16 protein-coding genes are annotated in these 21,508 nt (G+C 59.8%); 5 read left to right on the top strand and 11 right to left on the bottom strand.

The annotated features are described in order from the left end of the window. Positions 1 to 41: 41 nt before the first annotated feature. The 3 genes from RHSP_RS21400 to RHSP_RS21390 all read left to right on the top strand — a co-directional run bounded on the left by RHSP_RS21400 (position 42) and on the right by RHSP_RS21390 (position 4,028). Positions 42 to 1,331, top strand: coding sequence for a DNA polymerase IV (locus RHSP_RS21400; protein ID WP_037153559.1), 1,290 nt, complete (start codon positions 42 to 44; stop codon positions 1,329 to 1,331). Positions 1,332 to 1,522: 191 nt separating this feature from the next. Beyond that, positions 1,523 to 2,563: a glycoside hydrolase family 25 protein gene (locus RHSP_RS21395; RefSeq protein ID WP_037153553.1), complete on the top strand. Its 1,041-nt coding sequence runs from the start codon at positions 1,523 to 1,525 to the stop codon at positions 2,561 to 2,563. A gap of 193 nt (positions 2,564 to 2,756) precedes the next feature. Next, positions 2,757 to 4,028 carry a L,D-transpeptidase family protein gene (locus RHSP_RS21390; protein ID WP_004122542.1) on the top strand — a complete coding sequence of 424 codons (1,272 nt, stop codon included), beginning with the start codon at positions 2,757 to 2,759 and terminating at the stop codon, positions 4,026 to 4,028. Between the two features lie 61 nt (positions 4,029 to 4,089). On the opposite strand, the gene dnaE is transcribed toward RHSP_RS21390, so the two are convergent. Next, entirely contained in the window at positions 4,090 to 7,584 is a 3,495-nt protein-coding gene (dnaE, locus tag RHSP_RS21385; RefSeq protein ID WP_037153642.1) for a DNA polymerase III subunit alpha, read from the bottom strand. A gap of 356 nt (positions 7,585 to 7,940) precedes the next feature. Between dnaE and RHSP_RS21380 the strand changes: the two genes are divergently transcribed. Beyond that, complete coding sequence (locus tag RHSP_RS21380) at positions 7,941 to 8,534, top strand: hypothetical protein (protein ID WP_037153640.1); 594 nt, start codon at positions 7,941 to 7,943, stop codon at positions 8,532 to 8,534. 79 nt (positions 8,535 to 8,613) lie between these two features. Further along, positions 8,614 to 9,081: a DUF5680 domain-containing protein gene (locus RHSP_RS21375; protein WP_004122534.1), complete on the top strand. Its 468-nt coding sequence runs from the start codon at positions 8,614 to 8,616 to the stop codon at positions 9,079 to 9,081. A gap of 7 nt (positions 9,082 to 9,088) precedes the next feature. Here the strand turns inward: RHSP_RS21375 and RHSP_RS21370 are convergent, their stop codons facing one another. From RHSP_RS21370 to nuoL, 10 genes are all read right to left on the bottom strand, one after another. Beyond that, entirely contained in the window at positions 9,089 to 9,772 is a 684-nt protein-coding gene (locus RHSP_RS21370) for an ABC transporter ATP-binding protein (protein ID WP_004122531.1), read from the bottom strand. Between the two features lie 14 nt (positions 9,773 to 9,786). Continuing rightward, positions 9,787 to 11,097: a lipoprotein-releasing ABC transporter permease subunit gene (locus RHSP_RS21365; protein WP_004122528.1), complete on the bottom strand. Its 1,311-nt coding sequence runs from the start codon at positions 11,095 to 11,097 to the stop codon at positions 9,787 to 9,789. Between the two features lie 26 nt (positions 11,098 to 11,123). Next, a complete protein-coding gene (proS, locus tag RHSP_RS21360; RefSeq protein ID WP_004122525.1) occupies positions 11,124 to 12,446 on the bottom strand; it encodes a proline--tRNA ligase in 1,323 nt (440 codons plus the stop codon). Positions 12,447 to 13,070: 624 nt separating this feature from the next. Beyond that, the gene (locus RHSP_RS21355; protein ID WP_004122515.1) at positions 13,071 to 13,349 is read right to left on the bottom strand and encodes a DUF1467 family protein; all 279 of its coding nucleotides are present in this window, start codon (positions 13,347 to 13,349) and stop codon (positions 13,071 to 13,073) included. A gap of 200 nt (positions 13,350 to 13,549) precedes the next feature. Next, the gene (mce, locus tag RHSP_RS21350) at positions 13,550 to 13,954 is read right to left on the bottom strand and encodes a methylmalonyl-CoA epimerase (RefSeq protein ID WP_004122512.1); all 405 of its coding nucleotides are present in this window, start codon (positions 13,952 to 13,954) and stop codon (positions 13,550 to 13,552) included. Between the two features lie 134 nt (positions 13,955 to 14,088). Then, positions 14,089 to 15,762 (bottom strand): ribonuclease J, encoded by a 1,674-nt coding sequence (locus RHSP_RS21345; protein WP_004122509.1) that lies wholly within the window; start codon positions 15,760 to 15,762, stop codon positions 14,089 to 14,091. A gap of 14 nt (positions 15,763 to 15,776) precedes the next feature. Beyond that, the gene (locus RHSP_RS21340; protein WP_037153551.1) at positions 15,777 to 16,541 is read right to left on the bottom strand and encodes a biotin--[acetyl-CoA-carboxylase] ligase; all 765 of its coding nucleotides are present in this window, start codon (positions 16,539 to 16,541) and stop codon (positions 15,777 to 15,779) included. After that, a complete protein-coding gene (gene nuoN, locus RHSP_RS21335; RefSeq protein ID WP_037153550.1) occupies positions 16,541 to 17,983 on the bottom strand; it encodes an NADH-quinone oxidoreductase subunit NuoN in 1,443 nt (480 codons plus the stop codon). Before nuoN ends, RHSP_RS21340 begins: the two co-directional genes overlap by 1 nt. A gap of 18 nt (positions 17,984 to 18,001) precedes the next feature. Beyond that, positions 18,002 to 19,513, bottom strand: a complete 1,512-nt coding sequence (locus tag RHSP_RS21330; protein ID WP_004122496.1) for an NADH-quinone oxidoreductase subunit M — start codon at positions 19,511 to 19,513, stop codon at positions 18,002 to 18,004. Continuing rightward, entirely contained in the window at positions 19,513 to 21,507 is a 1,995-nt protein-coding gene (gene nuoL, locus RHSP_RS21325; RefSeq protein ID WP_004122493.1) for an NADH-quinone oxidoreductase subunit L, read from the bottom strand. The genes RHSP_RS21330 and nuoL overlap by 1 nt, the downstream gene beginning before the upstream one ends. Between the last annotated feature and the right edge of the window lies 1 nt (position 21,508).

Below are 21,508 nucleotides of genomic sequence, written 5' to 3'. Positions count from 1 at the left end.
TAGAACATAAAGTGGCGATGTTCAATTTTTGTTCTCATTCAATGACCAGTGCGCCCGACAAAACTCCCGGCTTCTGTCGCGATTGCTTGAGCGAGCAATCGGCAATGCGGACGCGCTGCCGCGCCTGCGGCAGCCCTCGCCTCCTCTACCATCGGGAACTTCATGCCCTGACGCTGGCGCATATCGATTGCGACGCCTTCTACGCCTCGATCGAAAAACGGGACAATCCGGATTTGGCCGACAAGCCCGTTATCATCGGCGGCGGCAAGCGTGGCGTCGTCTCAACCGCCTGCTACATCGCCCGTATCCACGGCGTCCGGTCGGCCATGCCGATGTTCAAGGCGCTGGAAGCCTGTCCTCAGGCCGTCGTCATCCGCCCGAACATGGAAAAATACGTCCGTGTCGGCCGGGAGGTCCGTGGCATGATGCAGGATCTGACGCCCCTGGTGCAGCCGCTTTCGATCGATGAAGCCTTTCTGGAACTCGACGGCACACAGCGGCTTCATCACGATCCACCTGCCCGCATCCTGGCAAAGTTCGCCCGACGCGTGGAACAGGAAATCGGCATTACCATCTCCATCGGCCTCTCCTATTGCAAATTCCTCGCCAAGGTGGCCTCTGACCTGCAGAAGCCGCGCGGCTTTTCCGTCATCGGACGGGAAGAGGCGCTCTCCTTCCTGGAGCCGCGACCGGTCACGATCATATGGGGGGTCGGCAAAGCCTTCGCCGCAACGCTCGAAAGCGATGGCATTCGCACCATCGGCCAATTGCAGGGCATGGAGGAAGGCGACCTCATGCGCCGTTACGGCGTCATCGGACAGCGGCTTTTCCGCCTCTCGCGCGGCATCGACGACCGGACGGTGCATCCGAACGAAGCGGCAAAGAGCGTGTCTTCCGAAACCACCTTCTTCGAAGACATCTCCCGCCATGACGATCTCGTGCCGATCCTGCGCGATCTCTCCGAAAAGGTCTCGCGGCGCCTGAAACGCAGCGGCATTGCCGGCCAAACCGTCGTCCTCAAGCTGAAGACGTCGCATTTCAAGAGCCGTACGCGCAATCGCCGCCTGGAGGACCCGACGCAGCTGGCGGACCGGATTTTCCGCACCGGTCTGCGCCTGCTTGAAGCAGAAACCGACGGGACGAGGTTCCGCCTCATCGGCATCGGCGTCACCGATCTTGGCGATGCCGGTCGCGCGGATCCGCCCGATCTCATCGACGAACAGGCGACGCGACGGGCCGCTGCCGAGGCTGCGATGGATAAGCTGCGAGAAAAATTCGGCAACAAGACGGTCGAGACTGGTTACACATTCGGCGATAAACGCCATAAATAACAATCGTTTACCAGTAAGTCACTATCCAGTGATATTTGACCGCCTGGCAAATAATCCGCTCACGTGCGCGATTCCTTGCGCGAGAAAAGCTCGGATTCAAACTTTTTTGGTAAATTTCCATTAGGACTCGGAGTCTGTAACTTCCGGGCGGCGTGGATTCGTCGTCGATTGTGTTTTGCGTACGGGTTCCTATGCGTCTATCGGCTGTATCGACCATTTTTCTCGCCTGCCTGACGATCTCGGGCTGCGCCGCACGGGGTGAGCGCGAAGCCGCGCAAGCCAGCCCGCCTTCGAAAGAAATGACCAGCTCCATCACAAAGACCGGCCGAGCGGTGCCGTCGGTCGAAATCGGCGAAACGGTTTCACGCGTCGAGCGGCAACAGGCTCTGGCAGTCGCGATGCCGACCGACATCCGGCCGGAAGCATTCGTGCCGTCCAACCAGGGTGGCGGCGACGCTCCGGTGCCGCTGCAGCGGCCGCTCGCCATGCTCGCGCCGTCGAACCCGATCCCCCGCGCTTTGCGGCAGCAGCCGATGCAGATCTACGGCCATCGTTTCCGCGATGCCAAGCCGATCAACTTCGGCTCCTCAACGTCTCCCCGCAAGCTCGCCGTCCATGGCGTCGACGTCTCGCGCTGGCAGGGCGAAATCGACTGGGATACGCTGCGCACGCAGGGTGCGAACTTCGTCTACATCAAGGCGACGGATGGCGGCGATCATCTCGATCCAATGTTCAAGAAGAACTGGCGAGCTGCCCAGCAAGCCGGTCTGAAGCACGGCGCCTACCATTTCTTCTACTGGTGCCGGACGGCCGGCGAACAGGCCGATTGGTTCATCCGCAACGTCCCGAGGGAAGCCGGCGCGCTGCCGCCGGTCATCGACGTGGAATGGAACGGCGAGTCGAGCTGCAAGCGGCGCCCTTCGCGCGAACAGGTACTTGCCAAGATGCAGGTCTTCCTGGACAGGCTGGAAAAGCATTACGGTCAGCGCCCGATCGTCTACACGGCTCCGGATTTCTATCGTGACAATCTGAGCGGCGAACTGCTCAGCTATCCCTTCTGGCTGCGCTCGGTTGCCGCCCATCCATCCAAGGTCTATCCCGGCCGGAAATGGCTGTTCTGGCAGTATTCCGGCTCCGGCGTCTCCCACGGCGTCGACGGCAAGATCGACCTCAACGCCTTCCATGGCAGCGAGCAGGACTGGCACAACTGGGTGGCCTCCAGCGCTCACTGATCCCTGGAGATCGACATTTCAGTCATCGCCGAAGCCGAGTTTGACCGCTCCGCTTCGGCGATGCCGCATTTGGCGATAACCAAACAGACTGACGCTTTCATCGGAGCAACAGGGCACTGCTTTTCGGCAAGTCTTCCTTAAACTTCGAAGTCTAACCTCGGGCGCTACGAGTATTGCGTTTTGGTTTGTGTCTATGAAGCCGTTTTTGTTGCTTGGGCTCGGGCTTTTGTCAGCCACCGCCCTTTCCCAGCCCGCTTTTGCCGCGTCGGATGCCCGCACCCTGCAGATCGTTGTATCGAAGGACAGGCAATCGCTCGCCGTCTATGACGGCGATCAGGTGGTGGCGACGTCAAAGGTCTCGACCGGCAGGCGTGGCCATACGACGCCGAGCGGCATCTTCTCCATTCTGGAAAAGAAGGTCTATCACGAATCCAATCTCTATTCGGCCGCTCCCATGCCCTTCATGCAGAGGCTGACATGGTCGGGCATTGCGCTGCACGAATCCAACTCGGTTCCGAATTATCCGGCATCCCACGGCTGCGTGCGCATGCCGAAGGCCTTTGCCAAGATGCTCTACCAGATGACCGAGCGCGGCGTGCATGTCGTCATCGCCGATCAGCCGCTGGTGCCCCAGCCCTTCGAAAACGCGATGCTGTTCCAGCCGCAAGCCGCGCCACCGCCGGCGCTGTTTTCCGACATCGAGCTTCGTCCCATGACTGCGAGCTTTCTGCAGCAGGGGCAGTCCCTTCAGGTCGCGACGAATGACGTGACCTCGATCCAGATGCCGAAAGCGCAGCAAATCATTGCGCCTGCCCCCGATCTTGCGCCGCTCAGCATTCTGATCACCCGGCGCGGCCTGCGCGAAAATGTGCGCGACCTCCAAGGCCTCCTGAACGGGATGGGTTTCATCACCGGCACGCCCGACGGCATGCTCGGACCGTCGACGGTGCAGGCGATCGAAGACTTCAAGAAGGCACATGACATCAAGACGACGGGCGGCCTTGTCAGCCCCGCTCTGATGAAAGCGGTCTATGCCGCCGCCGGCAAAGGCGAACCGCCGAACGGAGCGATCATGGTGCGCCAGAATTTCAAGCCGCTCTTTGAAGGGCCTGCCATCATCGCCGAGCCGCAAGAGGCGCTCGGCGTGCATTTCTTCACCGCCAATGCAATCGACCGCATCAACGGCAAGGCCGATTGGTTCGGCATGACCCTGGAAGAAGATCTGAGCAAACAGGCGAAGAAACGGTACGGCATCACCAGCGAGGAACAATCGCAATCGCTCGATGCGGCCGGACAGGCACTCGGCCGCGTCAGCATTCCCGACGATGTCCGTCATCGCATCGAGGACCTGCTGACATCAGGCTCATCGCTGACGATCTCCGACACCGGCGTCGGACCCGAAACCGGCAGCGAGACCGATTTCATCACCATCACCAACAACGGCGCACTGGGTAAGAAGGGTTAGCGCCTTTTGTTTTTGCGCAATTCCGGACGGAAAACCGCCATGCACTTTTCCCGGAATTGCTCTAAACGAGCTCCACATCGATGACACCAGGCGCCGTACGCAATGCTGCGGCGATTTCCGGCGTGATGCGATATTTCTCCGGCAGCGCCACCTCCACTTCGCGCAAGCCTTCCTCCTTGATGACGATGAACGAGACGAGGCCGTCGCCCTTGGCGTTCAGATGCGCGGCAACGGCCTTCAGCGGGCCGGAATCGCGGACATAGACGCGCAGCGCCTTCTGCATCTGCAGCGATTTCTCCTCCAGCGACTGCGCCGTCTGCAGGCGCAGGCTGATGCCTTCCGGGCGCTCGTCCGCCTGGGCGGTGATGACGAAGGATTTGCCGACTTCGAGAACGTCGCGATACTGGTTGAGCGTTTCGGAGAAGAGCACGGCTTCGAACTGGCCGGAGGCGTCGGAGAAGACGAAGATGCCCATCTTGTTGCCGGTGCGCGTCTTGCGCTCCTGCTTCGAGATCACCGTTCCGGCCAGGCGGCCGTTGCTGGCGCCCTGCTTCACCGCGGCGGAGAAATCGGCGAAGGGCTGGACGCGCATCTTGTCGAGCACGCCCTTATAGGTGTCGAGCGGATGCGCCGTCAGATAGAAGCCGAGCACCTGGAACTCGCGCAGCAGCCGCTCCGAGGCAAGCCAGGGCGTATAGGTCGGGAACACGATCTTTTCCGGGCCGGACGCCGCACTACCGAACATGTCGTGCTGTCCGCTGCGCTTGTTTTCCTGCGCCACCTGGGCATAGCCCATAATGCGGTCGAGGCCGGCGATCAGCTGCGCACGGTCGATCTCGAAGCAGTCGAAAGCGCCGGCGCAGATCAGGCTTTCCAGAACGCGGCGGTTGATCTGCTTGGGATCGATGCGCAGGCAGAAATCCTCGATGCCGGCAAAGGGCAGATCGCCGCGCACCTCGACGATATGGTCGACCGCGGATTCGCCGACGCCCTTGATCGCCGCCAGCGCATAATAGATGCGGCTGTCGCCGGTCTCGAAATGGCGGAAAGAGGTCTGTACCGAAGGCGCAATGACCTCGATGCCCAGACGCTTGGCATCCTGACGGAAATCGTTGACCTTCTCAGTATTGGACATATCCAGCGTCATCGACGCTGCCAGAAACTCCACCGGATAGTGCGCCTTCATATAGGCGGTCTGGTAGGAGACGATGGCGTAGGCGGCGGCGTGCGACTTGTTGAAGCCATAGTTTGCAAATTTCGCGAGCAGATCGAAGATGACGTCGGCCTGCCCCTTCGAAACCTCGTTCTTGATGGCCCCGTCGACGAAGCGCTCGCGCTGCTGGTCCATCTCGGCCTTGATCTTCTTGCCCATGGCGCGGCGCAGAAGATCGGCCTCGCCGAGCGAATAGCCAGAGAGCACCTGGGCGACCTGCATCACCTGCTCCTGGTAGACGATAACGCCCTGCGTTTCCTTCAAGAGGTAATCGATCTTCGGATGGATCGATTCGATCTCTTCCTCGCCGTGCTTGCGGGCGTTGTAGACCGGGATGTTCTCCATCGGGCCGGGGCGATAGAGCGCCACGAGCGCGATGATGTCCTCGATACAGTCCGGGCGCATGCCGATCAGCGCCTTGCGCATGCCCGCACTTTCCACCTGGAACACGCCGACCGTCTCGCCGCGCGAAAGCATGTCGTAGGTCTTCTTGTCGTCGAGCGGGATGCTGGCGAGGTCGATGCTGATGCCGCGCTTGGCAACGAAATCGACCGCGGTCTTCAGAACCGTCAGCGTCTTCAAACCAAGGAAGTCGAATTTCACGAGGCCGGCCTGCTCCACCCATTTCATGTTGAACTGGGTGACCGGCATGTCGGAGCGCGGATCGCGATACATCGGCACCAGCTTCGAAAGCGGCCGGTCGCCGATGACGATACCGGCGGCATGCGTCGAGGCATGGCGATAAAGGCCCTCGATCTTCTGGGCGATATCGAGCAGGCGGGCGACGACCGGCTCCTTGTCCGCCTCCTCCTGCAGACGCGGCTCCTCCTCGATCGCCTTGCTGAGCGGGGTCGGATTGGCGGGATTGTTCGGCACCAGCTTGCAGATCTTGTCGACCTGGCCATAGGGCATTTCCAGCACGCGGCCAACGTCGCGAAGGGCGGCACGCGCCTGCAGCGAACCGAAAGTGATGATCTGCGCCACCTGCTCGCGGCCATATTTGGCCTGCACATAGCGGATCACCTCTTCGCGCCGGTCCTGGCAGAAGTCGATATCGAAGTCCGGCATCGAGACGCGTTCCGGATTGAGAAAGCGCTCGAACAGCAGCGAGAAGCGCAGCGGATCGACGTCGGTAATCGTCAGCGCATAGGCGACGAGCGAGCCTGCACCGGAACCGCGGCCCGGGCCGACTGGAATATCATGGCGCTTCGCCCATTTGATGAAGTCGGCAACGATCAGGAAGTAGCCGGGGAACTTCATGCGCTCGATGACGCTGAGCTCGAATTCCAGCCGGTCGCGATATTCCCTTTCCTCATAACCCGGTGCCATGCCGAGCGAAGCCAGGCGTTGGTCGAGCCCCTCCACGGCCTGGGCGCGCAGTTCCGCCGACTCGGCGCGTTCGGCCTCTTCCGCGTCGTCGGTGGCGCCGGTGAAACGCGGCAGGATCGGCTTGCGCGTCTTCAGGATGAAGGAGCAGCGGCGGGCGATCTCGACCGTATTTTCCAGCGCCTCCGGCAGATTGGCGAAAAGCTTCGCCATGTCGGCCCGGCTCTTCAGATAATGATCCGGCGTCAGGCGGAACCGCGTATCGTCCGAGACGATGGCATTGTGGGCGACGGCCATCAGCGCATCGTGCGCGTCATAGTCATCACGCGTCGGGAAAAAGGCCTCGTTGGTCGCAACGAGCGGAATGTCATGCTCGTAAGCCATCGCGATCATCTTCTGCTCGTGGCGGCGATCATAGGTGCCGTGACGCTGCAACTCGACATAAAGCGTGTCTCCGAAGAGACGCTTTAGCGTCAGCAATCTGGAGAGCGCCTGCCCGGCGTGCCCTTCCTTCAGCGCCATATCGACAGGCCCGCTCAACGAGCCGGTCAGGGCGATCATGCCTTCCGTGCCGATCTCTTCCAGCCATGACGTGGTGATGTGAACGGCGCTATTGCCTTCGCCGCCGAGATAGGCGCGGCTCACCAGATCGACGAGGCGCTCATAGCCCTGCTCGGTGGCGGCAAGCAGCACGATGGACGGCAGCTTCGCCAATGCCTGCTGCGGTCCGCGCTTCTCGCCCTCGCCGCCATCTTCCATGTCGATCGATACCTGGCAGCCGATGATCGGCTGCAGGCCCTCGTCCATCGCCTTCTGCGAGAATTCCAGTGCAACGAAAAGGTTGTTGGTATCGGTGATTGCGATGGCCGGCTGGCTGTCGCCGGCGGCCTTGGCCAGTATCTTCTTGAGCGGCAATGCGCCCTCTAGCAGAGAATAGGCGGAATGAACCCGCAGGTGCACGAATTCCGGCATTTCGCCGACCGGCGCAACCGCGCCGCTGCCACCCGCATCTGCCATCTCATACCCTTCCGCATGCCAAAATGAATCAACGCTATTTTCGGCATTGCGGATCATAAAGTCCAGAAGTTGCTCCCATCAAATACGGGAGCAGGCATGTGCATATGGAGGATAAAATTCACATCGCCATCATGATGAGGGAAAAGCTGGCGACGAACATGACGATGGAAGTGAATGCTGCAACGTCTCGAATGATATCGGTCATTTACGCTCTCCTTACCCGTTATGTTTCTTTTTTGTTCTATTTTTGTTCGAGAGTCAATAGAGGCGTCAATAAATTCATCACTCGACTTTTCCGCCTGCGGATGGACGCGGAAATGGTCCGGCGCTATGCAGAAGCAAATGGGGACATTACGATGAAATCACTTGCCTGCGCTCTCATTCTTCTTTCGGCTGCAACGATTGCTCATGCTGATGACACCGTCGCGCCCGGCCGCGTCATTGACGCCGCGATCGGCGACTGGAACAAGGATGGCAAGCCGGATCTCGCCCTGCTTGTGGCAGGCGCCGAGGACGATCAGGCCGACAATCCGATCGGCGTCTATGTCTATCTGCGCGATGAGGAACACTCCCTGCTGAAGCTCGCCGCAAGCGCTCCGAACAAGATATGGGGCAGCGTCGCGCCCGGCGGCATCGTCGGCCAGGAACCGTCGATCTCGGCGCTGCCGAACGGTTCCATCGCAATCGTCTCGCAGAATGATGCCATCGGGCGGGATCGCTGGCATCAAACGCTGACGCTTGCCTATCGCAACAACAATTTCGTGGTCGCCGGCTACACCTACGACTCCCGCGATACGCTCGAGCCGGATAACAGCCATAGCTGCGACTACAATGTGCTGACAGGCAAAGTGACCAAGGACGGCAAGACCCTGAAAGCCGAAGCCAAGACCGTCAGCATTCAGGACTGGCAGGACGATATCGGTCAGAAGGCCTGCGGAAATGGCGAATAAATCAGTTTGTTCACTATTTGTTCTTTACAAATGGCCCAGCCGGTGACACTATGGCCGCTCACCAGAATTGGAGCGCGTCATGCCGGATCTTGCCGAGCTGAACGATTTTATTGTCATCGCCAAGGCCGAGACCTATGTGGGCGACGGCGAGCACCTGCCGTCCAGCCGCAACGGCTCGCATGACATCGGCTATGTCAGCGGCCGCTGGCGCTATCTCGACAGTTATTTCGGCGGCACGGATTTCGCCGGGCAGGAGATCATCTGGTACGATGACGAGCCGATCTGGGCGATGAATTATTTCGGCCATATCATCGTGCCCGATCTGATTGACGGGACGCGCGCCGGCATGGTCATCAAGGCGGCGCTCATGCGTCTCTACCTGGACGAAAAACGCTTTCTCGGCGGCTACGAGTTCGAACATGCTTATGGCCACTATATCGACCACAGTACGGGCGCCTGCGACCACTTCACCGGCCACGAGGCCATCATGGTGAAGGAGCGCAAGGCCTACGAGCTGGATTATCGCGGCGGCTTGATCGTTCCATAACGAACGATCAGAACTCGACCACCTTGCCGTCGTTCAGCGTGACGCGGCGGTCCATGCGGGCGGCGAGTTCGTGATTGTGGGTGGCGATCAGGGCCGCAAGGCCAGATTGGCGCACCAGCGCTTCCAATGCATCGAATACGTAATGCGCGGTATCCGGATCGAGGTTGCCGGTGGGCTCGTCCGCCAGCAGCACCAGCGGTGCGTTGGCGACGGCGCGGGCGATCGCGACGCGCTGCTGTTCGCCGCCGGACAATTCGGCCGGACGATGATCGGCGCGATGGCCGATGCGCATGTAATCGAGAAGCTGAGCGGCCCGCGCGCTCGCATCCTTGCGCGAGAGACCGGAAATGAGCTGCGGCATCATGATGTTCTCAAGAGCCGAGAATTCCGGCAGCAGGTGATGGAATTGATAGACGAAGCCGATCTCGCTGCGGCGCACGGCCGTGCGCTTGTCGTCGGACAAAGCTTCGCAGGCCTGGCCGTTGACGAGCACCTCGCCGCCATCCGGGTGCTCGAGCAGGCCGGCGACATGCAGGAGCGTCGACTTTCCTGTGCCTGATGGAGCGACAAGCGCGACCATCTCGCCGCTACGCAGGGTAAAATCGGCTTTCTTCAAGATCGGCAGGCGCGTCTCACCCTGCCCATAATGACGCTCCACGCCAGAGAGCTGAAGAACGACGTTGCGTTTCATCAAATGCGGATTCCTTATTCGTAGCGCAACGCCTGCACCGGATCGAGCCGCGAGGCACGCCAGGCCGGAAAGATCGTGGCAAGGAAAGACAACGTCAGAGCCATCACGATAACGGAGATGGTCTCACCCATATTCATCTTGGCCGGTAGTTTGCTGAGGAAATAGACTTCCGGATTGAAAATCACCGTACCCGAAATCCAGCTGAAGAACTGACGGATGGACTCGATGTTCAGGCAGACAAAGACGCCAAGGATCACGCCTGCAAGCGTGCCGACGACACCGATGGCCGCCCCCGTCATGAAGAAGATGCGCATGATCGAGCCCGACGTCGCGCCCATGGTGCGCAGGATGGCGATATCGCTGCCCTTATCCTTCACCAGCATGATCAGGCCTGAAATAATGTTCAGGGCGGCGACGAGGACGATCAGCGTCAGGATCATGAACATCGTATTGCGCTCGACCTGCAAAGCCGAGAAGAAGGTGGCGTTGACCTGCCGCCAGTCGGTCAGGAAGATCTGCCGTCCGGCCGCCTCTTCGATCTTTGGTCGCAACTGATCGACATCATCGGGATTGGTGATAAAGAGCTCTATTTTTTCAACGATACCCTGGGCATTGAAAAAGACCTGTGCCTCCTCCAGCGGCATGAAGACGACGGAGGAATCATATTCCGACATGCCAACTTCGAAGATGCCTGAGATCGTGTAGGCCTTGACGCGCGGATTGACGCCGAACGGCGTGACATCCCCATCCGGCGCCGTCAGCGTGATCTGGTCACCGACCGTCAGGCCCAATTGCCGCGCAAGACGGCTGCCAATCAGCACGCCCTGCCCCGAGACAAAACCGACCATGTCGCCGGAAACGACGTGATCGGACACCGTTTTGAGCTTGGTGAGATCCTCCGAGCGGATACCGCGCACCAGCGCGCCGGTGCCGGAGCCGCCACGGCCGGAGGCAAGCGTCTCGCCCTCGACGAGCGGCAGGACCATGGTGACACCAGGGACGGCGGAAAACTTCTTCGCCAGTTCAGCGTAATCATTCAGCGGCGAATCGATCGGCTGCACGACGACATGACCGTTGAACCCAAGGATCTGCTTGAAGAGCTCTGCCCGGAAACCGTTCATGACGGCCATGACGATGATCAGCGCGGCAACGCCGAGCATGATGCCGACCAGCGAGAAACCGGCAATGACCGAGATCGATGCCTCCCTGCGCCTGGAGCGCAGATAGCGCCAGGCCACGAGCCGCTCGAACCCGGAAAACGGACGAGACGATGGGCCGGCCTTGAACGAATTTTCCTGCTGTTCCACTGCCGCGCTCACCGCCATTCGTCTTCCATCCTATTTACAGGCTATCAGCCTGCCAGCCGCTTGATTGCCGCTTCGACCGTCATCGTTTCGCGAGCGCCGGTCTTGCGGTCCTTCACTTCCACTTCGCCGCCCGCGATCGAACGCGGCCCGACGATGATCTGCACTGGCACACCGATCAGATCCGCCGTCGCGAACTTCGTTCCGGCACGATCGTCGCGATCGTCGTACAGCACGTCCTTGCCGGCCTTCGAAAGAGCGGCATAGACCGTTTCACAAGCTTCGTCACAAGCCTGATCGCCGGACTTCATGTTGATCACCGCGACATCGAACGGCGCAACCGACGCAGGCCAGATGATTCCGTTCTCATCATGCGATGCTTCGATGATGGCGGGAACAAGGCGGGTCGGGCCGATACCGTAAGATCCCATGTGGACAGCGTGTTCCTTGCCGTCGGGACCCTGCACTTTCGCGCCCATCGGCTCGGAATATTTCGTGCCGAAGTAGAAGATGTGGCCGACCTCGATACCCCGCGCCGAGAGGCGTTCGCCTTCCGGGATGGCGTTGAAGGCAGCTTCGTCATGCATTTCCGAAGTGGCCGCGTAGACCGAGGTCCACTTGTCGAAGATGCCCTTCAGGCCGGCGACGTCGTCGAAATTCGTGTCCTCGCCGGGAATGTCGAAATTGACGAAGTCCTTGTGGCAGAAGACTTCCGACTCGCCGGTATCGGCAAGAATGATGAATTCATGGCTGAGATTGCCGCCGATCGGGCCGGTGTCGGCCCGCATCGGAATTGCCCTCAAGCCGAGACGATTGAAGGTGCGCAGATAGGCGGCGAACATCTTGTTGTAAGAATGCACGGCGCCTTCCTGCGTCAAATCGAAGGAATAGGCATCCTTCATCATAAATTCGCGCGAGCGCATCGTCCCGAAGCGCGGGCGAATCTCGTCACGGAACTTCAGCTGGATGTGATAGAGGTTCAGCGGCAGGTCCTTGTAGGACTTGACGTAGGACCGGAAGATGTCGGTGACCATCTCTTCATTGGTCGGGCCGTAAAGCATGGGCCGGTCCTGCCGGTCCTTGATGCGCAGCATTTCCTTGCCATAGGCGTCGTAGCGGCCGCTTTCCTGCCAGAGCTCGGCCGATTGCAGCGTCGGCATCAGAAGCTCGATGGCGCCGGAGCGGTTCTGCTCCTCGCGGATGATCCTGTTGACCTTGTCAAGCACGCGCTTGCCCAGTGGCAACCAGGAATAGATGCCTTGCGACTGCTGACGGATCATGCCGGTACGCAGCATGAGCCGATGGGAAACAATTTCAGCCTCTTTAGGATTTTCCTTCAGAATGGGCATGAAGTAACGAGACAGACGCATGACGCTTGTTCCAGATGGTTTGACGATCCGCTCTATACGGAATCGTTAGCAAATTATGTATAAGGGCAGTTCATAACTGCTTCGGCGCCGGAAGGAAACCCGCATTCTCCATGAGGGAATTTGGCAAACGCCCGAGGATGCAGGCGATGCGGCTTGTTTTCATGATTCCGAAAAAATGCGCGTTTATAAGGATTTACGACGAAAATCTGTCAACAGAAAAAATCTGCGCGACTGTAGTAAAAAAGCAAAAAAACAGATGACAAAGCTCAATGTTTGAGCTAATTTTAGCTCACAAAAGAGGCAGGAAGGCTAAATTCTTGCCGTTTCGCGGTCAAGTCTTGGGAGGATCAGATCTTAGGCGCGCTTGCTCGCTGCCCCGGCAACGGATAAGGATCACGCGATACTTAAAAACAAGGCTTATAGCCTTGTTTTTTTTTGCTTTTACGATGGCCAACTATGCCTTGAACGCGCCCCGTCGGAAAGCGCTGCCGAGGCCTTCCCATCATGACCTTGCAGCCATGTTCTGCAGCCTCTTTGCTTCACTCAGATGACAGGCGTGTGACGAATTGAAGGCGATTGCAAGGCGTTTTGATTTCAACCCACGCTACAGGCTGCGCCGATCGACTATTTGTCGTAATCGGGAATGATTTTCGGGATGGAGTCGATGCTCAGACCGAAATAATGCGAGGCGACATACCAGGCGCCGTAGATGAGGGCCGAGACCAGCGTGGTGAAGAATACCACTCTCCAGGCACGAAACTTAGTGGGCGCGCTTTCGACGGTTCCGGCGATCACATGCTCGTCCTCGGCCTGCGTGCGCAAACCGAAGGGCAGTACGGCAAAAAGCGTAATCCACCAGATGACGAAATAAACCGCGAAGCTCGCTGCAATCTGCTGGGCCATTATGCTCCCTTGAAGCGGTTCAGTTCTTCACAGAATCTCCGAACCGCTCGACCTTGTTGTTTTACGCAACTCCAGACGGAAAACCGCTGCGCACTTTTCGCGAAATTGCTCCAAGGACGAGCCTGCTCGCCCTTCCCTCTTCCAAGTTGCTTATAGGGGCAAAACCGCCATCTTTCAAAGCGCGTTCCAGCGCTTTAATGTCACACTTGCTCAAGCTCGATCAGCGTGCCGAAGAAGTCTTTCGGGTGCAGGAAGAGCACCGGCTTGCCATGCGCGCCGATTTTCGGCTCGCCGTTCCCAAGTACCCGGGCGCCTGCAGCGGCCAGATGATCGCGAGCCGCCAGAATATCGGCAACCTCGTAGCAGATGTGATGCATGCCGCCGTCCGGGTTCTTCGCAAGAAAGGCCGCGATCGGCGATGCCTCGCCGAGCGGCTCCAGCAACTCGACTTTGCTGTTCGGCAATTCGACGAAAACGACCGTTACTCCGTGCTCGGGCAAAGCCTGCGGTGCGGACACAACGGCGCCAAGCGTCTCGCGATAAGCGCGACTGGCCGTTGCGATATCCGGAACAGCGAGCGCGACATGATTGATGCGTCCAAGCACGGATCTCTCCTCCTAGAGCGTTTCCGCCTTTCTTCGAATCGCGGAAACGCTCTATCTTTTTGCTTTCTTATGCATTCCGAACGGAAAACCGCTGCGCACTTTTCCTGGAAATGCTCTAGATCGGATGGCGGATGTCAGCCGCCGGTACGCGTGACGAAGACGGTAACCAAAGGCTTTTTGCCCCAACCCTGGTTCGCGGCGGCGCGCACGGCGCGGCGGGCAGCTTCCTGCAGCATGTCCAGATCCTTGCGGCGAGCACGGGGAATGCTCTCGATGGCGCTGACGACGGCATCGAAGAGCGTGTCTTCCATCTCGTCACCCTCGTCGTCATAAGCCGGCAGGCCGATCGGCACGATATCCGGATCGCCGACGATGTCGTAACGGGCATCGAGCACGACGTTGACGGCGACATGGCCGACATAGGAGAGCTTCTTGCGCTCGCCGATTCCCATCTCGTCGAAATCGCCGATCAGGATGCCGTCCTTGAAGATACGCCCATGCGGCGCCTCATCGATCACCTCGGCCGGTCCCGGCGCAAGGCGCAAGATATCGCCGTTGCGCACGCGCGGTACGATGGCAATGCCGCTCTGTTCGGCCAGTTCCTTATGCGCAGTCAGATGCGTGGCCTCGCCATGCACGGGAACCACGATCTTCGGCCGCGTCCACTGATACATCTTCTGCAACTCGTTGCGCCGGGGGTGGCCGGACACATGAACGAGCGCTTCGGCATCCGTCACGATATGCACGCCCTGCTCGATCAAGCCATTCTTGATATCTTGAATAGCCTTCTCGTTTCCGGGGATGGCGCGCGAGGAGAAGACGACGATATCGCCTGATGCCAGCGCGACGTTGCGCATTTCATCCCTCGCCAGCTTGGCAAGGGCTGCGCGCGGCTCGCCCTGGCTGCCGGTGAGGATGACCACCACCTTATCGCGCGGAATATAACCGTATTCGTCCTCGGCGATGAACGGCTTGATGCCCTCCATCAGACCGATATCGCGAGCCACATCGACGACGCGCTTCAGCGAACTACCTAAAAGGAGAACTTCACGACCGGCGGCTTCAGCAGCCTCGGCGACGGTGCGGATACGGCCGACATTCGAGGAGAAGGTGGTGACAGCCACGCGACCTTCGGCATCCTCGATGATCTTGCGCAGGCTTTCGGAGACGTCCTTCTCGGAAGGCGAGACGCCATCGCGTAGCGCATTGGTGGAATCGCACATCAGCGCCAGCACGCCCTCGTCGCCGAGCTGGCGGAAGCGGGTCTCGTCGGTCAAAGGCCCGAGCGAGGGCTCGTGATCGATCTTCCAGTCGCCGGTGTGAATGACGCTGCCGAGCGGCGTACGGATCATCAGCGACATCGGCTCGGGGATCGAGTGATTGACGGCGACGCCTTCGATCTCGAAGGGGCCGACATTGATGCGATCGCCGGCCTTGAATGGCGTGATCGGAATCTCACCCATCGTCTTTTCATAGTCGCGCTTGGCTTCCAGAAGACCTGCGGTGAAGGCGGACGCATAGATGGGAACGTTCAGGCCTGGCCAAAGATCGTTCAGCGCGCCGTAGTGATCCTCATGCGCATGGGTGATGATGATGCCCTTGAGGTTCTTGCGCTCCTTGGCGAGGAAGCGGATATCCGGCAGCACCAGATCGACACCCGGCAGATCGGGACCTGGGAAGGTAACGCCGCAATCGACCATGATCCACTGGCGATGCTCCGACGGACCATAACCGTACAGCGCGAGATTCATGCCGATCTCGCCGACGCCGCCGAGTGGCAGAAACACCAGTTCGTCTTGTTTCGCCATTTCGTTCCCAACCACTACTTAAGAAAAACATCGCCCGCCGCGATCGGCATAGTCTTGCCGTCGTCGGTTTCGAGCATCAACAAGCCATTATCATCGATTCCAACGAATTGGCCTAAAATCGACCGGTCCGGCAAATTCACTGTGATCTTTTCCCCGATGCCGCACGCCGCTTCCCGCCAGCGGGCAGTAATCTCCCGGACACCCTTGCCGCGGTTCCAGACAGCCAGCACCTCTGCCATCGCCGCATAGAGATGCGCAAACAGCTCTTCCGCCGAAACCATGGAGCCCTGTTGGCGCAGGCTGGTCACCGGATACATCGGATTGTCGGGCATGGTCGTGACATTGATACCGATGCCGATGACAAGCGCATAGCGTCCATCCCGGAGCGCTTCGCCCTCGATCAGGATGCCGCAGGTTTTCTTGCGACCGATCAGGATATCGTTCGGCCACTTGATCTCGGCCGGCTCGGCCGCCAGCGGCAATACCGCGCGCACCGCCTGATGCACGGCAACCGCCACCGCAAGCGGCAGTGAGCCGAGGCGGTCCATCGGTGCGGGATCGATCAAAAGCAGCGATGCGTAGAGATTGCCGGGTTCGGAAACCCATGGACGACCGCGGCGACCACGCCCGCCGGTCTGGCGCTCGGCGGTCACCCACAGGTTTCCGGGATCGCCAGAGCGTGCTCTTTCCAGACACACGCTATTTGTAGAGGAAGTCTCTGAAAGGGCATCGTGCCGGAAGTCGGCAAGCGACTTCCGGCTATTCATGTCAGACACCATCAAAACAGCGTCGCGGCTGCCAGATCGGCAGCACCGCCGATTACGCCGCCGAAGAAGACGTAGGTGATGACGAAGAGGCCGGAGAGGCCGAAGACGAGGCGCAGCGAGCCCGCCGTGCGCGTGAACTCGTCCTTGGCTTCATCGAACCACATCACCTTGATGACGCGCAGATAGTAGTAGGCGCCGACGACCGAGGCCAGAACGCCGATGATGGCGAGCGCATAGAGATGCGCCTGGATGGCCGCGACGAAGACGAAGTACTTTCCGAAGAAGCCTGCCAGCGGCGGGATGCCTGCCAGCGAGAACATCAGCGCCGTCAGCACGACCGCCATGAAGGGGTTCGTCGCGGAGAGACCAGCAAGATCTTCGATACTTTCGACCTGACGCCCGTCCTTGCGGCGCATCGCCATGATGATGGCGAAGGAGCCGAGCGTCATGACCATGTAGATGACCATATAGAGCATGACACCGGACACGCCGGTCTTGGTGCCGGCGGCAAGGCCGACGAGCGCATAGCCCATGTGGCCGATCGAGGAATAGGCCATCAGTCGCTTGAAATTGCGCTGACCGATCGCGGCGAAGGAGCCGAGCACCATCGAGGCGATCGAGATGAACACGATGATCTGCTGCCAGTCGGCGAGCACCGGATGGAAAGCCGTAACCACGATGCGGGTCAGGATCGCCATGGCCGCAACCTTCGGCGCACCTGCAAAGAAGGCGGTGACCGGGGTCGGAGCGCCTTCGTAAACGTCCGGCGTCCACATGTGGAACGGCACGGCGGAGATCTTGAAGGCCAGACCGGCGAGCACGAACACCAGACCAAAGACGAGGCCGAGCGAACGGGTCTCGGCGCTGAGGGCCGTAGCAATGGCGTCGAAAGTCGTGTGGCCGGTGAAGCCATAGACCAGCGACATGCCGTAGAGCAGCATACCGGAGGAGAGCGCACCGAGAACGAAGTACTTCAGGCCGGCTTCGGTCGACTTCACGCTATCGCGGTTGATGGCGGCGACGACATAGAGCGCCAGCGACTGCAGTTCCAGCGACAGATAGAGGGAAATCAGGTCATGGGCCGAGATCATCAGCAGGATGCCGAGGGTCGCGAGAACGAGCAGAACCGGGAACTCGAAGCGATCGAGCTGTTGCTCTCGCGCATGCCCCATGCTCAGGAACATGGCAACGATCGAGCCGATCAGGGCGACGATCTTCATGAACCGCGAGAAGCCATCGGCAAGATAGGCGCCGCCATAGGCGAGCCCCTCGCCCGGCACGAAGATGATCCAAAGACCGGCCACCGCGAGAAGCGCGATGGCAAGACCGGTGATCATCGGTCCGGACCGCTCGCCCGAGAAGACGCCGATCATGAGCAACGCAAGCGCACCGACCGCGAGGATGAGCTCCGGAATGGAAAGATGCAGGCTTGCAAGAATTGTGTCAGCAGTCATGTCGAATAGGTCCCGTCATCAATTCATCGACAGCGCAACATTCTGCGCAGCGTGCAGGGCAGCGGTATAGTTGTTGACCAGCAGATCCACCGAAGCGGCCGTGGCATCGAAGATCGGAGCCGGATAGACGCCGAAGAGGATCGTCAAAGCGATCAGCGGATAGAGGATCAGCTGTTCACGCGGCGACAGGTCCAGAAGCTTCTTCAGGTTTTCCTTGTCGAGCACGCCGAAAATGACGCGGCGGTAGAGCCAGAGCGCATAGGCGGCCGACAGGATGACGCCGGTGGCGGCGAAGAGCGCAACCCAGGTGTTGGCACGGAAGACGCCGATCAGGGTCAGGAATTCGCCGATGAAGCCGGAGGTGCCGGGCAGACCGACATTGGCCATGGTGAAGACCATCATGGCGACGGCATATTTCGGCATGTTGTTGACGAGGCCGCCGTAAGCAGCGATCTCGCGGGTGTGGGTCCGGTCGTAGATGACCCCGACGCAAAGGAAGAGCGCGCCCGAAACGATGCCGTGCGAGAGCATCTGGAAGATAGCGCCCTGAACACCCTGCTGATTGGTCGCGAAGATACCCATCGTCACGTAACCCATATGGGCGACCGAAGAGTAAGCGATCAGCTTCTTGATGTCTTCCTGCATCAGCGCCACCAGCGAGGTGTAGATGATGGCGATGACGGAGAGCGCGAAGACGAGCGGCGCGAAATATTCCGACGCGTTCGGGAACATGCCGATCGAGAAGCGGATGAGACCGTAACCGCCGAGCTTCAGCAGGACGCCTGCCAGGATCACCGAGCCGGCCGTCGGCGCCTGAACGTGCGCGTCGGGAAGCCAGGTATGGACCGGCCACATCGGCATCTTCACCGCGAAGGAGGCGAAGAAGGCCAGCCATAGCCACGTCTGCAGCTGCGGCGGGAACTTGTAAGCGAGCAGCGACGGGATATCGGTCGTGCCGGCCTGCCAGTACATCGCCATGATGGCGAGCAGCATCAGCACCGAGCCGAGCAGCGTGTAGAGGAAGAACTTGTAGCTGGCGTAGACGCGATCCTTGCCGCCCCAGACGCCGATGATCAGGAACATCGGGATAAGGCCGGCTTCGAAGAAGACGTAGAACAGCACGATATCCAACGAGACGAACACGCCGACCATCATCGTCTCGAGGACGAGGAAGGCGATCATGTAGTCCTTGAGCCGCTTTTCGACCGAAAGCCAGCTTGCCAGCACGCAGAAAGGCATCAGGAAAGTCGACAGGATCACGAACAGCATCGAAATGCCGTCGACACCCATGTGATAGCTGATGCCGCTGGTCAGCCAGTCATGCTTCTCGATCATCTGGAAGCCCGGATTGGCATTGTCGAACCAGATCCAGACGAACAGCGAGACGATGAAGGTGAAGACCGTCGTCGCCAGCGAAATGTTCAGGATGTTGCGGCGGCCGTTGGGTCCGTCTTCCCGCGTGAACAGCAGGAGAAGGACGCCCACCAGCGGCAGGAACGTGACCGTTGAAAGAATAGGCCAATCGGTCATCAGAGGGAACTCCCGAGCATCATCCAGGTAACGAGGGCCGCAATGCCGAGCAGCATCGCGAAGGCATAGTGATAGAGGTAGCCGGTCTGCAGGCGCACGACGCGGTTGGTGACATCGACGACGCGCGCGGCAATGCCGTTCGGGCCGATGGTGTCGATGACCCCGATATCGCCCTGCTTCCAAAGGAAGCGGCCAAGGCGCTTGGCCGAGCGAACGAAGAGGAAGTCGTAAAGTTCGTCGAAGTACCACTTGTTCAAGAGGAACTCGTAGAGCGGACGCTGCTGCTGGGCGAGGCGGCGCGGCGTTTCCGGCGACTGGATGTACATATACCAGGCAACCGCGAAGCCAACGACCATCGCAATGAACGGGCTGAGCTCGACCCAATGCGGAGCATGCTCCATCTCTTCGAGGATCTTGTTGTCAGGCAGCGTGAAGAGCGCCTGCTTCCAGAATTCCTCGTAGGCGTGACCGACGAAGTAGTCATGGAAATACCAGCCGGCGAAGACGGCGCCGATTGCCAGCAGATAGAGCGGGATCAGCATGACATTCGGCGATTCATGCACATGGTGCATGACTTCGTGCGATGCACGGGGCTTGCCGTAGAAGGTCATGAAGATCAGACGCCAGGAATAGAAGCTGGTGAACAGCGCGGCGATGACCAGCAGCGTGAAGGCAAAGCCGGCAGCCGGATTGTGCGACGTGTAGGAGGCAGAGATGATCGCATCCTTGGAGAAGAAGCCGGCAAAGCCGATCGGCGAGAACGGAATACCGACGCCGGTGATCGCCAGCGTGCCGATGATCATCATCCAATAGGTCTTCTTGATGTGCGAACGGAGGCCACCCATATGGCGCATGTCCTGCTCGCCATCGACGGCGTGGATGACCGAGCCGGCGCAAAGGAAGAGCAGAGCCTTGAAGAAGGCGTGCGTGAACAGATGGAAGATCCCAGCGCCGTAAGCGCCGACGCCGAGGGCGACGAACATGTAGCCGAGCTGCGAACAGGTCGAATAGGCGATGACGCGCTTGATGTCGTTCTGCACGAGGCCGACGGTCGCCGCGAAGAAGGCCGTGATCGCTCCAATAATGGTCACGACGGTCAGCGCATCCTGCGACAGTTCGAAGATGGGCGACATGCGGGCGACGAGAAAGACGCCGGCGGTGACCATGGTCGCGGCGTGGATGAGCGCCGAAACCGGGGTTGGGCCTTCCATGGCGTCCGGGAGCCAGGTGTGCAGCAGGAACTGCGCCGACTTGCCCATCGCGCCCATGAAGAGCAGCAGGCAGACGGCGGTGAGCGCATGGCCGCGATCGAGATGCATGCCGAGGAAGTTGAGGACGACATCGGTCGGTTGGCCGCCCTGCCCTGCGGCAAAGCTCTGCGCATTGCCGAAGATGACGTCGAGGTTGATCGAGCCGAAGAGGACGAAGACGCCCGCAATGCCGAGCACGAAGCCGAAGTCGCCGACGCGGTTGACGATGAAGGCCTTGATAGCCGCTGCGGACGCGGACGGCTTCTTGAACCAGAAGCCGATCAGCAGATAGGAGGCCAGACCGACGCCTTCCCAGCCGAAAAACATCTGGGCGAGGTTGTCGGAGGTCACCAGCATCAGCATGGCGAATGTGAAGAGCGAGAGATAAGCGAAGAAGCGCGGACGATGCGGATCGTGGTGCATGTATCCGATCGAGTAGACGTGAACCAGGGTCGATACCGAGTTCACGACGATCAGCATGACCGAGGTCAGCGTATCGACGCGCAGCGCCCAGGATGCATCGATGCCCCCGGACTGGATCCAGCGCAGAACTTCGACCTTGATCGGGCCATCCGTATGGCCGAGAGCCACGGTGAAGAAGACGACCCAGGAGAGGACGCCGGCGACGATCATCAGGCCGGTGGTAACATATTCCGAAGCCTTGGCGCCGATGGCGCGGCCGAAAAGGCCGGCGATAATCGCACCGATCAGAGGAAGAAAGACGATAGCCTTATATAAGAACATA

The sequence above is a fragment of the Rhizobium freirei PRF 81 genome (genome assembly GCF_000359745.1).
Taxonomy (GTDB): Bacteria; Pseudomonadota; Alphaproteobacteria; order Rhizobiales; family Rhizobiaceae; genus Rhizobium; species Rhizobium freirei.
The sequence above is the reverse complement of the archived record's forward strand: the minus strand, read 5'-3'. Positions and strand labels throughout refer to the sequence as shown.